This window comes from Gilliamella sp. B2828, assembly GCF_026537125.1.
In the GTDB taxonomy this organism is placed as follows: domain Bacteria; phylum Pseudomonadota; class Gammaproteobacteria; order Enterobacterales; family Orbaceae; genus Gilliamella.
Map to the genome: position 1 here is coordinate 59,457 of NZ_JAFNMU010000004.1, position 16,196 is coordinate 75,652.

10 protein-coding genes are annotated in these 16,196 nt (G+C 32.1%); 9 read left to right on the forward strand and 1 reads right to left on the reverse strand.

What is annotated here, in order from left to right; translation table 11 throughout:
• Positions 1 to 726: 726 nt before the first annotated feature.
• Entirely contained in the window at positions 727 to 5,799 is a 5,073-nt protein-coding gene (locus J3U19_RS04895; RefSeq protein WP_267345563.1) for an autotransporter outer membrane beta-barrel domain-containing protein, read from the forward strand.
• 308 nt (positions 5,800 to 6,107) lie between these two features.
• Here J3U19_RS04895 and J3U19_RS04900 read toward each other — a convergent pair whose 3' ends face one another.
• A complete protein-coding gene (locus tag J3U19_RS04900) occupies positions 6,108 to 6,956 on the reverse strand; it encodes an aldo/keto reductase (protein WP_267345564.1) in 849 nt (282 codons plus the stop codon).
• Between the two features lie 482 nt (positions 6,957 to 7,438).
• On the opposite strand from J3U19_RS04900, the gene sstT reads away from it, so the two are divergent.
• From sstT to J3U19_RS04940, 8 genes are all read left to right on the forward strand, one after another.
• Positions 7,439 to 8,671 carry a serine/threonine transporter SstT gene (gene sstT / locus J3U19_RS04905; protein ID WP_267340595.1) on the forward strand — a complete coding sequence of 411 codons (1,233 nt, stop codon included), beginning with the start codon at positions 7,439 to 7,441 and terminating at the stop codon, positions 8,669 to 8,671.
• Between the two features lie 187 nt (positions 8,672 to 8,858).
• Positions 8,859 to 9,497, forward strand: a complete 639-nt coding sequence (locus tag J3U19_RS04910) for a TetR/AcrR family transcriptional regulator (RefSeq protein WP_267345565.1) — start codon at positions 8,859 to 8,861, stop codon at positions 9,495 to 9,497.
• Between the two features lie 202 nt (positions 9,498 to 9,699).
• A complete protein-coding gene (locus J3U19_RS04915; RefSeq protein WP_267345566.1) occupies positions 9,700 to 10,695 on the forward strand; it encodes an MDR family oxidoreductase in 996 nt (331 codons plus the stop codon).
• Positions 10,696 to 10,936: 241 nt separating this feature from the next.
• On the forward strand, positions 10,937 to 11,164 hold the full coding sequence (locus tag J3U19_RS04920) for a ChaB family protein (RefSeq protein WP_086308919.1): 228 nt from the start codon (positions 10,937 to 10,939) through the stop codon (positions 11,162 to 11,164).
• Between the two features lie 740 nt (positions 11,165 to 11,904).
• Entirely contained in the window at positions 11,905 to 13,341 is a 1,437-nt protein-coding gene (locus tag J3U19_RS04925) for a 6-phospho-beta-glucosidase (protein ID WP_267340592.1), read from the forward strand.
• Positions 13,342 to 13,366: 25 nt separating this feature from the next.
• A complete protein-coding gene (locus tag J3U19_RS04930; RefSeq protein WP_267340590.1) occupies positions 13,367 to 13,684 on the forward strand; it encodes a PTS cellobiose transporter subunit IIB in 318 nt (105 codons plus the stop codon).
• A 150-nt stretch (positions 13,685 to 13,834) separates the two neighbouring features.
• Positions 13,835 to 15,844 (forward strand): BglG family transcription antiterminator, encoded by a 2,010-nt coding sequence (locus tag J3U19_RS04935; RefSeq protein WP_267340589.1) that lies wholly within the window; start codon positions 13,835 to 13,837, stop codon positions 15,842 to 15,844.
• A 2-nt stretch (positions 15,845 to 15,846) separates the two neighbouring features.
• Positions 15,847 to 16,188, forward strand: a complete 342-nt coding sequence (locus tag J3U19_RS04940) for a PTS cellobiose transporter subunit IIA (RefSeq protein ID WP_267340587.1) — start codon at positions 15,847 to 15,849, stop codon at positions 16,186 to 16,188.
• Positions 16,189 to 16,196: the final 8 nt, after the last annotated feature.

Sequence of the window (16,196 nt, forward strand, 5' to 3'; positions counted from 1 at the left end):
GTTTTTCATTTTTATTAAGCTATAGTAAATCATTTTCTAAAATCTCTACAGTTTCATCAACAATACAAATTGACTTAAATGTAGTTGATATTTTGTTAACTATAATCTATTGATTAAGTTTTTTTATTATTTTCATTGCCTATTTATGCGCGATATGTTACAAATGTATATAAATTATCCTTTATTATCTTTTTATATATGGATATTCAGAGATAATTTCTCTATCTAGTCTTTTCCTGTTGCTGTTTATATAGATATCCCCCATAACTTAGTTTAGAAAGAATAAAGTGTTTTAAATATCTAAAGAAGTCTTAAAAAATTTTCCATGTCCTATATATTTGTAAATTGTCTTAAGTCGATATGATAATTGTTTTGTAACTCAATAAAACAAATTAACTCATTTCGTGCGTCTTTTTTAGGTTAAATTTTTCAAACTATGTATTTTTAAGTCATTGTTAGGAGGTATAGCAATTGATTTGTAATTTGATGAAACAAATCAACTAATTTTTTACGTCTTTTTAAGCTTGAATTTTGTCAAAAATTAAAGAAGTCATAAATCTTTTCCAAGTCATGTATCTATAAATGGTTGTTCGTTAATACACTAATTGATTTATTAATTAATAAAGTGATTTATCTGAATTAGTAATTTTCATTCAGTACAAGTTTGCAAATAAAAACTGGTTAAATCCAGCATAAATTAATTGTCTATTTGAATGGGAGGAAATAATGAATAAAGTATACAAATTAGTTTGGAATGCTAGACGTAAAGCTTTCATTGTTACATCAGAAAAGGCGCAATCAAAAGGTCGATTATTTTTAGTTAATTTATTATCTGTAGCCAGTTTAACTATGGCAATGATACCCATTAGTAATGCGCAATGTACAGACTCTTCTCTTAACAATAATCGTTGCATCCCAAAAATTACTCAACACTATTCAAATCAAACTTTATTAAGTTCACAACGTAGTGATTATCTAAATCATTTGTTGAGTGCTACACAGCGTAAGAACTCTGTTGAGATATCGATTCCACACCATGTTGAATCTAATGACGACGGTTATTCTTATACAAGTGATGCTAATGTTGATAACTTAATTATAAATCAACCTGCTGGTGATATTATCGGAGAAAAAAATGGTATTAATATTAATCATAATGGTACCGGTTCGACCAATATTTCAATTGGAGGTGATGTAACAGGTAAACAAAATGATGGTATTTATGCTTCAAACTCAATTAATGCTCAAGACTTAAATATTATAGAGATTGTTGGAGCCGATATTCATGGTAAATTAAATGGAGTTAATGTTGCTAATAATGGGAGAGGAATAACAACAATAACAACTTCTGATTCTGTTGTTGGAGAAGAAAATGATGGTATTGTTGTAGTAAATAACGATGATTCTAAAAGTATTAAAGTTACCCAATCAGCAGGAAGCATACATGGTAAAAAAAATGGTATCAATATCATCAATAGAGGTAAAGAAGATACAAATATCTCAACAGTAGGGAAAGTTATTGGCGATGAAAATGAAGGGATAAATGCTCTCAATGAACAAAATGCAGATAATATGACTATTGAACAAAATAGTGGTTCTATTAGTGGTTATTTAAATGGGATCAAAGCTAATAACTTGGGTAATGGGTCGACTGCTATTACTACTTCAGCCAAGGTTATTGGGGAAAATAATGATGGGATATTTGTTAATAATAACAGTAATACGAAAGATTTATCGGTCACCCAAACTAATGGTTCAATTAATGGAGAGTTAAACGGAATCAATGCCAACAATAGTGGTAATGGAGTAACTATTGTAACCACTTCAGGAACGGTTACTGCTAGTGAGCAAAATGGTGTGAGTATTAACAATTATGCCAATACTAAAAAATTAACTTTCAACCAATTAAAAGGCAGTATTACGGGTAAACAATATGGTATCAATATTGTAAATAATGGTAATGGATTAACATCTATTAATAGTTATGGTAATGTCGAAGGACAACAAAAAGATGGTATATTTGGTATTGGTGGTATAAATACGAGCGATTTAAACGTCAGTCAATCTACAGGTAGTATAAAAGGCGAGCTCAACGGTATTAATATGACTAACCAGGGAAACGGTTCAACCTTAATTACGACTAATGGTGAAGTGACAGGTCATCAAAATGATGGGATATATGCTGTTAATGAAGTGAATACTCATGAACTGACAATTAATCAATCTGCTGGCAATATTAATGGCCTATCAAATGGTATAAATATTAACAACAAAGGTAATGGTTCAACGATTGTTAGCACATCTGGCGATATTACAGGCGAAAATAATTATGGGATTAGAGCTGTTAATGAAACTAATACTAAAGACCTTAATATTCGTCAACCAGCAGGTAATATTCATGGCAAGCTTGATGGTATTAATGTAGAACATAAAGGCGCAGGTGCAACAACTATCGCCACTTCCGGACAAGTGATTGGCGAACAAGAAAATGGAATCTATGCCATCACTCAAATTAACACTAAAAATTTAACAGCTAAACAATCATCTGGTTATATTGTTGGTAAAAAAAATGGTATTTACTTTAATAATCTAGGAAATGGTTCAACTTTCATCAACACTGCTGGACATGTTATAGGTAACGAAAATGAAGGAATACTTGTTAATAACGAAACTCATAGTCTGGATGTTAATTTAATGCAAACCGCTGGTAGTATAAAAGGTAATTTGAATGGAATTAATATTAGCAATGAAGGAAAGGGTTCTACAGCAATAACAACTTCAGATGAAGTTATTGGAACAAAAAACAATGGTATAACTGCTGTTAATGAACAAAATACCCGAGATCTAGCTGTTTCTCAGTTAAGTGGTAATATTCAAGGTTTACAATATGGTATTAATATGATTAATAATGGTAAAGGTGCCACATCTATTAATACATCAGGAAATGTTATTGGCAAACTTAATGATGCTATTTATGCGTTTAATAACGTCAGTAGTACAGATTTTAAAATTAGCCAATTAGAGGGTGAAATCAACGGTAAACATAATGGTATGACTCTTGAAAATAATGGGCAAGGTTTAACATCTATTACTACTTTAGGTAAGATAATGGGTGATGAAGGGGATGGAATAGTTGCAACGAATAATACTAACGCTAAGGATCTCAATATAATTCAATCCGGTGGTGAAATTAAGGGTAACAATCATGGCATTAATCTAGTTAACAATGGTCAAAGATCCACCATAATTAGTATAGCTGGAAAAGTTATTGGCAACCATGATGATGCTATTATAGCCATAAGCCAATCATCAACGAATAACTTATTGTTTGGACAAACAAAAGACAGTGAAATAATTGGTAACCTTAATAGTGTTAATCTTGCTAATCATGGACAAGGTTCAACGGGGCTTAAAGTAGCAGGTAAAATAGTTAGCCAAACTTTAGATGCCATAATTGCTTTTAATGATACTGATGCTAATAATCTAACATTTAGACAAGAATCTGATAGTGAAATCCAAGGTGCTAAAAATGGCATTAATTTCACTAATCAAGGAGATGGTTTTACCCGTATTTTGAGTGAAGGTAAGATTACTGCTTATAACGGCTCAGCAATTTTAGTCTCTAATGATGATTCAACCTCAGATTTACTAGTAAACCAAACAAATGGCATCATTAATGGTTATGATAATGGTATTAAAGTAACCAATAACGGTACCGGAAGCACTCAGATTAACATATTTGGTAAGGTAATCGGACAAAATGATGAATCAGGAACTGGTATTTATACCGCAGGTAAAGAAGGTTTAAAAACCTATATAAATTTAAATAAGGGTGCAGATGTCTCATCAGCTAGTGATCTCGCAATAAAAAATGAAATTACAGATTCAATTATTTCTCTTAATGACGGTTCTAAAATCAGTGGTCAAATTAGACTTGGGAATGGGAACGATACATTATTTATTAATGAAGGAGCAAATATATCAGAACTAACCGTGATAGATAGCGGTAATAAATTGACACGTGTAGATGGATCGTCTGATAATGATACTCTTAATCTTAATGTTCATCTTATCGGCTCATCAACATCTAGCGGGTCGATTGGTAATGTATCAATTGTTGGATGGGAAAATATTAATCTGAGTCAGATTGGTAGTTTAACATTAACAGGTGATTTAAACACTGATAAATTAACTCTTGATTCAGGCTCAATTGTTGATCTTCAATCGAGTGTACATCAATCGCAAATTAGTGGAAGTGTTTATAATGGAGGAACTATTACACTTGGTAATGCATTTGCAGGCGACAGATTAATTATTGCTGGTGATTATATTGGAAACAAGGGAAAATTGGTACTTGATACCGTTGTTCAAAATAGTAATAGTCCAACAGATCGATTATTAGTAAATGGTAATGTATCAGGGAACACAGTCATACAAATCAATAATATTAACGGATTGGGTGCTGATACCAGTTATACTGATGGCATTGAATTAGTCCACGTTAATGGATTAAGTAGTAATGACGCATTTAAAATGCAAGAAGATCATTTAGATGTTGGTGCATATGAGTATTATTTGCATAAAGGCGATCTTAAAAACCAAAATAATAACTGGTATTTACGTTCCTATTTACCTAAAGACCCAACAGACCCAACAGACCCAACAGACCCAACAGACCCAACAGACCCAACAGACCCAACGAATCCAACGAACCCAACGAACCCAACGAACCCAACGAACCCAACGAACCCAACGAATCCAACGAATCCAACACATCCAATCGATCCATTAGAGCCAACCGATCCTGCTATTGATCCTGAGCCAGAAAAACCTGTTACACCAACTGGAGTAAAAACTTATCGTAAAGAAGTTCCTATGTTTGGCGCAATTGCAAAACAACTCCGATTAGCGGAAAATATTATGCAAAGTAATTTACATCAACGTATTGGTAATATGCCATTATTAGATTCGCCAATAAGTTGGGGAAGAATCATCACCAAACGTATTGATTTGAAACAAAATGGTATTACCAATCCTCGAAGCAAAGGAAACTATACTGGTTTTCAATTAGGAAGTGATCTTTGGCAAGAGGATAACTGGCGATTAGGTACTTATTTTGGTTATTTGTACGGTAATTTAACCGTTGATGGATTTGCCAGTGGTCGAAATGGGCAAGTAGGTAAAAATGGCATAAATTCCTACTTTTTAGGAGTTTATAGTACCTATATGCAAGACGATGGTACTTATCTTGACCTTGTTTTACAAGGAGCTCGTCATCGTGTAGATGTCAAACCTGATAGTAATAAAAATAGCAAACAAAAAAGTTATGGCTTAAGTGCATCAATCGAAACAGGTAAACCATTTATCTTATCGGATAATGGCTGGAAGTTTGAACCGCAAGCTCAAATCATTCATCAATGGCTTGATATGCATGATAGTCATATTAGTGGCAATACTAAAGTAAAGCATCGTGATAATAATGCTTGGTTGTTTAGAATTGGTACTCGTTTTGAAGGGAATTTCAAAATGAACGATGCATTATTACGACCTTATGCTCGTGTTAACTTATTCTACTCACCAAGTGGTGCTGATCATGTGACATTTGCTAATAAAAATGCTGCTACGGAATTTAGCAATGGTGCTAAATATTTAAGTTCTGAAATGGCAATCGGTGGCAGTTATGAAATGAATAATCAATTCAGCGCTTATACAGAAATCGGCCATACATGGACAAATGGTGGAGCTGCAAGAGTCAAAGCACCGATTAGTGCATCTGTTGGTATTAGGGCGAATTGGTAATAGTTAAATAAGTTTTATTAATATTTGAAAACCGGTATGACATTGCGAATACCGGTTTATTTGACTATCTCAATTATGTTCAATAATGCCATTCAAAATACTACCCAAAATTTAATTTAAATAACGTGATTGAAAATAACGATACATGATCATGTTATTATTGCTATCCATATCACACATAAGAATTACTTAAAATATCGTAATCAAAACCGTTTACATACGCAACACTTTATGAATTTAAAAGCCTCCTTTTTTAAAGGTGGTTTAGTTATGTCTATTAATATTAAGTTTATAAAAAGAGGGCAAATTTAAATATTAGGTCGGCGTTTAGTCAGCCACTCTACAATTGCCGGATCACGATGTGAGAAAAAAGCACTGGTTGCAGTATCAATAGCAGTAATATCGATCATGTCTTGATTAGAAAGTTCAAAATCAAATATACTAAAATTTTCAGCCATACGTTCTTTTCGAACGGATTTTGCTAAACAAACTATTTGACGTTGTATTAACCATCGTAAAATAACTTGACCTACCGACTTATTATATTTATTACCAATTGTGGTTAACACAGAATGATTAAAAATATCATTTTTTCCTTCAGCAAAGGGTGCCCATGCTTCGGGTTGAATAGTTTTACTTAGCATCCAAGGTACTGCTTGTAACTGTTGGTTGAATGGATTAACTTCTATTTGATTTACGGAAGGCTTAATTTTATTAAAAGCCATTAAGTCAGCTAAGCGATCTGGGTGAAAATTACTGACGCCAATGGCTTTTATTTTTCCTTGCTCATATAACTCTTCCATTGCATGCCAAGCACCATAAATATCACCAAAAGGTTGGTGAATTAAGTATAAATCAATATAATCAACTTGTAATAAATTTAATGATTGTTCAAATTGGATTTTAGCCCCTTCATAACTAGCTCGGTTTAACCAAAGTTTGGTGGTAATAAATAGTTCTTTACGGTTAATCCCGCTCACTTTAATTGCATTTCCAACTTGGCGTTCATTTTGATAAGCTGTAGCAGTGTCTATAAGGCGATAACCAACTTCAATTGCATCTAATACTGCTTGTTTACAATATTTTTCATTAATTTGATAAACACCAAATCCTAAAGTTGGCATTTCGATACCATTATTTAATTTTATGTTTGTCATTATGATCACCTCTGCTATAAAAAATAAACTGAGAACACCAAATGTTATTGTAATTTTTGATTATTTATCATAAATATTATTTAGTAAAGTGAAAAAGTCTGAATCAGTAAAATAATGTTCCTCATATTATGAAGTTTACAAATATTGTCTAAAGTTTGAGTTTCAGATTAATTATTAGAAAATTTTTTTAAATTCATTTAAATTAAATATACTTAGAATATTTTAACATGGCATTATTAAAAACTTCACATGTTAATATCCAATTTTTTCTGATGGTTTGCTAATATTATTTTCTCTAAATCTTCATAAAATTATGACACCCGATCACTGATTTTTACTATCCTTATCAATAAAAAAGAAATAACAAATCTTAATAATAAAACAATATCATATTAAAAATAGTTATCATGATAATTTTTTTATAGTTTTACTATTTAATTATGGTAATGTTTTGACGTTATATTCTTATATAGGGAAATACTATGTCTCATTCAACCAATAGATTGATTCGTTTTTATTTTAAAGTAGGGCTGATACCACAAATTGTATTAGGGTTAATTTTAGGTATCACTTTAGCTGCTCTTTCGAAAGATCTTGCGTTAGATATGTCCTTTATTGGATCACTTTTTATTAATGCTTTAAAATCAGTCGCTCCAATTTTAGTACTTATTTTAGTTATTGCATCAATATCCAACCACCAACATGGTAAACGCGCTAATATGGGCGAACTTCTTACTCTTTATTTTTCTGGTATGATGTTGGCCGCTTTATTAGCAACCGTTGCTAGTTTTATTTTTCCTTCTGATATTTCCTTAGGTGATGCTGCTGACCAAATTAAATTAACTCCTCCAGGAAGTATTGTTGAAGTTTTAAAAACTTTGTTTAACAAAATGATAGACAATCCAGTTAATGCGCTTGTTAATGCTAATTATATTGGACTAATTATTTGGGGAGTTGGTATTGGGATTGCGTTAAGGCACTCAAGTGAAACAACCAAGACGATGATGAATGATCTTTCTTTAGCCATTTCATTCATTGTGAGAATTATTATTCGCTTTGCTCCATTGGGGGTTTTTGGTTTGGTTTCTTCAACACTTGCAGAAACAGGTTTTGGGGAATTACTAAAATATGCCCATCTATTAATCGTATTAGTGTCTTGTATGTTAGTTGTGGCATTAATTATGAATCCTTTATTAGCTTATATTGTTATGCGTAAAAATCCTTATCCACTGGTTTTAACTTCATTAAAAGATAGTGCTATTCCAGCTTTCTTTACTCGCAGTTCAGCGGCAAATATTCCTGTTAATATCGAAATTTGTAAAAAATTAAAAATGGATGAAGATACTTATTCCGTGGCCGTACCATTGGGTGCAGCAATTAATATGTCAGGTGCAGCAATTACTATCACTATTTTAACTTTAGCTACCGTAAATTCTTTGCATATAGAAGTTGATATTCTTTCTGCGGTATTACTTTGTATTGTGACGAGCATATGCGCGTGTGGTGCATCAGGAATCGCGGGGGGGTCTTTACTGCTCATTCCTGTAGCTTGCAGTATGTTTGGTATACCTAACGAAATTTCAGCTAAAGTCATTGGTATTGGTATAGCTATTGGTGTAATTCAAGATTCTGTTGAAACTGCGCTTAATTCATCAAGCGATGTTGTATTTATTGGTGCAGTATCAGAAAAAGTAAAGCGTAATAAAACAAAATAGTTTGTAGAAATATAGAGTTATCAATTGGGTTTCACTTATATTAATTGCCTGACAAAATTATAATTTGTCAGGTTTTTTTACAATACAACAAGTTTAGTTTATAGGCAAATTATTGCATTTATTGATATGACTATTTATCATAATTTAAAGCTCAATCATTTATATTCACGCAAAATGTTGGAACCTTATGCCATTTAATCAAAATACTTCTGCCTCGACGACTACGAGAAAAGGTAATACAAAAAAAGGTAATGAGACTAGATCTGCATTGATTCGTAGTGGAATTGAATTAATGACTACCTATGGGTATATTTCATCAAATATTGAAAGTATCTTAAACCAAGTAGGTGTTCCCAAAGGCTCCTTTTATTATTACTTCAAAAGTAAGGAAGACTTTGGAAGAACTATCATCTCTAGCTATGACAGTTTTTTTGCTCACAAATTAGATAAGCATTTAACCAATTCATCAATTGAATCAGCAATTGATCGAATTAAAGCTTTTTACGAAGATGCAAAGCAAGGTATGGCAAAGTATGATTATCATCGAGGCTGTTTAATTGGTGAATTAATTCAAGAAGAATCGCTTTTACCTCAAGGTTATGCATTATTGCTTGAACAGGTATTGCAAAGTTGGCAAATTAAAATAGAGAAATGTCTAGAATTAGCAAAAAATTCAGGAGAAATTAGCTCAAGAATTGATTGTAGATTATTAGCAGAATTTTTTTGGTTAGGTTGGGAAGGTGCAGTAACGCGAAGCAAATTGCTAAAAAAATCAGAACCGTTGGATACATTTATTACTACTTTCCTGAGTATGATTACCAAATAGAATGTAACATTATAATTTATTGTAAATTGTTTCTTTACACCTCGTAATAGTGCAATTTATTGCTTTTTACTAGACAGTTGGTCTATAATTTTTAGACCGTTCGTCTATTAATGGTGATTAAATTACCTAACTGACGTGCTAAATTTCTTCGGTTAATTATTCATTCATTGGTTTATCATTCATTACACAATAAGGAATCTGTATGTCATTCAATGCTATTATTCTAGAAAACAATGAAGTTACTGGGTTTTCCCAATCTTTAAAAATCTTAACTAAACAACAATTAATGCAACAACAAGGCGATACCTTAGTAAAAATACACTATTCAAATCTTAATTATAAAGATGCATTAGCATTGACTAATAAAAGTCCTATTGTTAGGCAATGGCCAATGGTACCGGGTATTGATGGTGTAGGGACGGTAATTGAATGTCAAAGCGGTCGTTACCAATCCGGTGATTTGGTTATTCTAAATGGTTGGGGATGCGGTGAAACACACTGGGGTTGTCTTGCTCAATATGCCCATTTGAAATCAGATTGGTTAATCCCGTTACCAAGCAATCTTACTCCTCATCAATCAATGACTATTGGTACTGCAGGATATACGGCTGCTTTATGTGTTGGGCGTGTAGTTGATTTCGGTGTTAAGCCAGAAGATGGTAAAGTTTTAGTAACAGGAGCGACAGGTGGTGTGGGTTCAGTTGCAATCGCGTTATTAAGTAAATTAGGTTATCGGGTTACTGCTTCTACAAGTAAAGTGATGGATGTAGATTATCTGCGTAAACTGGGCGCAGCCGAAATTCTTGATAGCCAATCTTTGAAAGAGCCAAATAGACCACTACAAAAAGAGTTATGGTCAGCAGCAATCGATGTCGTTGGTTCCTATACGTTAGCTAACATTTGTGCACAGACTCGATACGGAGGTATTGTCACCTGTTGTGGTCTTGCACAAGGTATTGATTTCCCCGCAACGGTTGCACCGTTTATTTTACGAGGAGTAACATTAGCTGGTGTTGATAGTGTGATGGTAAATTATGATGCACGAATTGCCGCTTGGCAATCAATAGTACAAAACTTTGACGAAAAACTGTTTTCTCTTATCGGTAAAACAATTACGTTAAATGAATGTTCTAGCGTAGCTAATAAACTGATAGCTGGACAAATTAAAGGTCGTTTTGTGGTTGATGTTAATCGATAACGTAAAAATATCATCATAAATTTTCGATAATTCAGCGGTATAGAAAAGTTACCGCTCATTCAAGTTAAATAAATAGCCGATTTTAATATAAACCTAAAAAAAATTAATTAAGTAATAAACCTTGTATTTTTTGTTAAATCAGACTAAATTTAATTTACATAAGCTATTTTGAACATGAAGTTCGCAAAGATCCTTTAAAATCGTCAATATTTTATGAGTTATTTAAAAGGGGGAATGTGATATGCCTTATCAAACCCGAGATGATCTACCAGAATCTGTTCGGCATGTTTTACCTGCCCATGCTCAGGATATTTTTAAAGAAGCATTTAATAGTGCCATAAAAGAGTATCAAGATCCTAAAAAAAGACGAGACAATAGTTCGCCTGAGCAAGTTGCTTTTCGTGTTGCTTGGTCGGCGGTTGAAAAGCTATATCATAAAGATGAAAACGGCAAATGGGTCGCGAAATAGTTACTTTAATGATAAAAATACTTTTTAACATATAATAATGCTATCGAATTGATGAATAACAAAAAAGTATAAGATTTAAGCCAACCTGGAGGTTGGCTTATTTATATTTAAGTTAAGGAATTAAAATATTTATTTCTTTTATTACCTACCTCAAACCCTTTAGTGAAGTAGAAAAATACTTACCGCAACATATCGATTATTTATAACGTCATTATCAATCCATTCATCCTTTAATATCACTATTTTAAAAAATTAATAAAAACTTTGAGCTTTTTTGCTTTTTCAAGTTCTATATATGTATGTTATCTACTAAATAAAATTATTTTAAATTTATTCAAGTCTATCATTCTATTATGAAGTGATTTATTAGAGATGAAAAATTTAAGTAAAAAAAGAGGATAGCTAATGAAATCAGCATGTTATTGGGATGAATAAGCCTTTCAAAAATTATGGTCGTCAAACTAATGATTAATTTATTATTGGTTTAATTGTATTTGACACATATGCTGGTTTTTTCTAAAAATTTACCTACCAAATTTGAACATAAAAATATTTAACTATGTGAAATATTTATGATTTACATCTCGACGCTATCTCTTTATTTTAAGGTTAAATAAATATTCCTTATTATGTTTTCTTTTTTTATTTTTCCTTATCAATACGGAAAATATTGGTTCGTAATTTGATTTTTTTCCTTTTATACTAAATTTGAATTCTCAATAAATAATAGGTACTTGATTATGAATAGCAAAGGTTTACCAAAAGAATTTTTATGGGGAGGCGCTGTTGCCGCTCATCAATTAGAAGGTGCTTGGCAGGCTGGTGGTAAGGGACCTAGTGTTGCTGATGTGATGACAGTTGGGTCGCCTAAAAGTTATCGAAAAATCACTGAAGGTATTATTCCAGGTGAGTATTATCCTAATCATGAAGCTATCGACTTTTATCATCATTATAAAGATGATATTAAACTCTTCGCTGAAATGGGTTTTAAATGTTTTCGAACCTCGATTGCTTGGACTCGTATTTTTCCAAAAGGGGATGAGCCTGCTCCAAATGAAGAAGGCTTGAAGTTTTATGATGATCTTTTTGATGAATGTTTAAAATATAATATTGAGCCAGTCATAACCCTTTCACATTTTGAGTTACCTTATCATTTAGTTACCGAATATGGTGGCTTTCGGAATCGTAAATTAATTGATTTCTTTGTTCGATTTGCTGAGGTTTGTTTCGATCGTTATAAAAATAAAGTGAAATATTGGATGACCTTTAATGAGATCAATAACCAAGCTAATTTTAATGAAGATTTTGCGCCGTTCACTAATTCTGGTATTTACTATCAAGCTGGTGATGATCGCGAACAAATTATGTATCAAGCGGCCCACTATGAGTTGGTTGCTAGTGCAAAAGCGGTGCAAATAGGTCATGCGATTAACCCCGATTTTAAAATTGGTTGTATGATTGCGTTAGTACCAATTTATCCTGAAACGTGCAAACCATGCGATATTTTAATGGCTCAGAAAGTCATGGAACGTAAATATTACTTTACTGATGTCCATGTGTATGGCAAATACCCAAATTACATTAAAAAATATTGGCAACGTAAACATATCAAACTTGATATTACTCAACAAGATTTGGAAGTGTTAAGGAAAGGAGCGGTTGATTATATTGGATTTAGTTATTACATGTCGAATGTGATTAGACACAATATAGGTAATGACTATTATGATTATAACGAAAAAACCGATTTAGTTGGGAATCAATATGTCAAAAAATCTGATTGGGGTTGGCAGATTGATCCGGAAGGCTTGCGCTACACTTTAAATTGGTTAACTGATATGTATCATTTACCTCTTTTCATTGTGGAAAATGGTTTTGGTGCGTATGACAAAGTTGAAGCTGATGGGAGTGTTCATGATAGTTATCGTATTGAATACCTTAAAGAACATATTAAACAAATGAAATTAGCGGTTGAAGAAGATGGTGTTGATTTGATGGGATATACACCTTGGGGTTGTATTGATTTGGTGTCAGCTGGAACGGGTGAAATGGAAAAACGTTATGGTTTTATCTATGTTGATAAAGACAATAAAGGTAATGGAACCTTAAAACGAAGTCGAAAAGATTCATTTGCTTGGTATAAAAAAGTCATTGAGTCAAATGGTGAAACGTTATAACGATCTAAATTCATTAGGAGAAGTTATGAGAAAAGCGTTAATTATTTGTGCAGCCGGTATGTCATCATCGCTTATGGCTAAAAAGGTAACTGAATATTTCGCCTGCAAGAACATACCAATTGAACTTGATGCGGTATCAGCAACTGAAGGTAGTAATAAAATAAAAAATAGTGATTTTTCACTGTTCTTAATTAGCCCTCAGACCATGATGATGTTTGATAAATTAAAAGCATTAGGTGATGAAGTAGGTAAACCAGTCATCAGTATTCCATTTCAAGCTTATATTCCTATTCAATCTGGTGTAGAGCAATTAGCTAAATTAGTTGAGGACAATATTAATTAAAACATAAAAGATCCGATTTTACCTTTTTTAACATGATGCGATTGTTTGATTAAAAGATCGCATCATAAAAATGGTTCCAATCTTTAATCGCCTTATTAATAATTTACTCCTTTTGGATAGATTTAGCTAATAACTTAGGTATAGTAGATAATGATAAAACATAAACAACGAGAACTCATTAGTTTACTAGTTCGTTCTAAAAATGGATATAAAAGTAGTCAAGAACTTGCTACGGAATTATCGTTATCTGATCGTACCGTACGTACTTATCTTAAAGATTTAAAAACTTTGATTGAATGTAATGGGGGGAATATAGTTAGTAAGCAAGGATATGGCTTTCAGTTAAAGATTTTAGATAGAACTTCGTTTAACTTATTTTTAATTGAACATCATTTATTTGAAAAAAATATTGAACAATCCCAATGTCGTGAAGCCAGTGAGCGAAAGCATTTTATCCTCAATTTGTTGTTACTTGAGAGCCAAAAAGTTGATATTGAGGATTTATCGGAACAGCTATTTATTAGTTCATCACAATTAAACAAAGATATTGCTGAAATAAAATCTCAATTACTGACTTATGAATTAACCCTTAAAAAAAATCGATCTTTAATTTTTGTCGATGGCGAAGAAAAAGCCAAACGCCATTTTATAATGAGTTACTTTTTTCATGAAGATTCAATTAATTTTTTACACCATTTATCTTATTTCAATCAATCTTGTGAAGCCATTAGTTTTGATACACTCACCATCATTATTTTAGATGAGTGTCGTGAAGCACATATCAAATTATCTGATGTTATGATTCAAAATATTGTTTTGCATCTATCACTGAGCATTAAGCGTTTACAATCAGGGCTTTCTATTCAAAATCTCAACTTACCCGTTTCAACCAATACAACAGTTGAATATCATGTCGCCTATAAAATCATTGCACGTATTGAATCAATAATTGGTTTTCACTTTCCAAAACAAGAGCAAATGTATCTTACTTTGCATTTGATGAGTAAATCCAATTTAATTCAAGATGTTCTTGATGATGATCTCTGCTCTTCATTAACTAACTTACTTCTAAAAATTCAACAAGAGACTACTTACCCTTTTTGGCATGATGAACAATTGAAGAATGGACTTATTCAACACTTAAAGCCCATGTTAGTGCGTTTAGAGCAGAATATAAAATTGGAAAACCCACTAATTGATGAAATTAAGAGTCAATATTTTGACGTTTTTGTATTAGTTAAACATTATTTAAGCCAATTACCAAATTTGCATAAATATGAGGTTAATGATGATGAATGGGGGTATTTGGCATTGCATTTTTTAGCTTCGCTTGAAAAGTTAAAAAATGAACAAAAAGTTAAAGTTTTGATCATCTGTGCAACAGGATTAGGCAGTGCGCAATTACTAAAAAATCGGGTCGAAAGCGAATTTGATGAGCGTGTAAAAATAGTTGCAACACGTGGTTATTATGAGATTGAACCCGAAATGATAAATGACATTGACTTTATTATTTCTTCCGTTGACTTATCATCGAAAGTATTTAAAGTGCCCGTATTTCATGTATCGGTATTCTTTTGTGAAGAAGACGTTCAAGCAATTCGTCGATATCTTTCTCATAGACAAGTGCCGAATTTATTACTAAAAGATGCCTTATTACGAACAACGGATCACAAAAAACAAAATCATTTGAATTATATTTCTCAGATTTTTGATGATATTGTCGCCGATTATTTTCATTTGTGTCAACAAAAGCCAGATAAACAAACGCTATTAAATCATTTACTTGATTCATTATCAGTTAATGAAGAAAAAAACTTCAAGCATGAGATGAAAAAGCAAATGGAAAAACGTATGACTATAGGCGAAATACTTTTTAGTCCAACCATTGTAGTTCCGCATCCAGCTATACCTGTTGGTAAAATAACGAAAATAGCCATTGCCGTAATACCCGATGGTTTGTTTTGGGATGAAGATTATCAGGATATTAAGTTTGTTTTTATGATCTCTCCATCAATTTATCAAAATTCCAACTTAGCTATGATGACAAAAGCAATTATTAACTTAATTGATGATTTATCCATGCAACAAGCGATGTTGGAAATTTCAGATTTTAATCAATTTAAATCACTTTTTATCCAATTAATTAAAAAAGGAGCGTAGCAATGAATGACAATATGAGCTCAGAAGATATTCAAATTACCGCTTTCAATATTATTTTGCATAGTGGTAATGCTAAAACCAAAATCCATTCCTCTTTCGAATCAATGAGAAATTCTAAGTTTGATAAGGCAAATCAGCTTTTAGAAGAGGCGAATGAAGAAATTTTAGAAGCCCATAAATCACAAACAGAGTTACTTCAGTCTTATGCAAATGGGACTAAAATTGAGATGGAAATTATTATGGTTCATGCTCAAGATCATTTAATGACCACAATGACTCTTCGTGAAATTGCAATTGAGATGTCTTATCTATACCAACATATATACAAGTTATCAAATCAATAAAGAGGTTA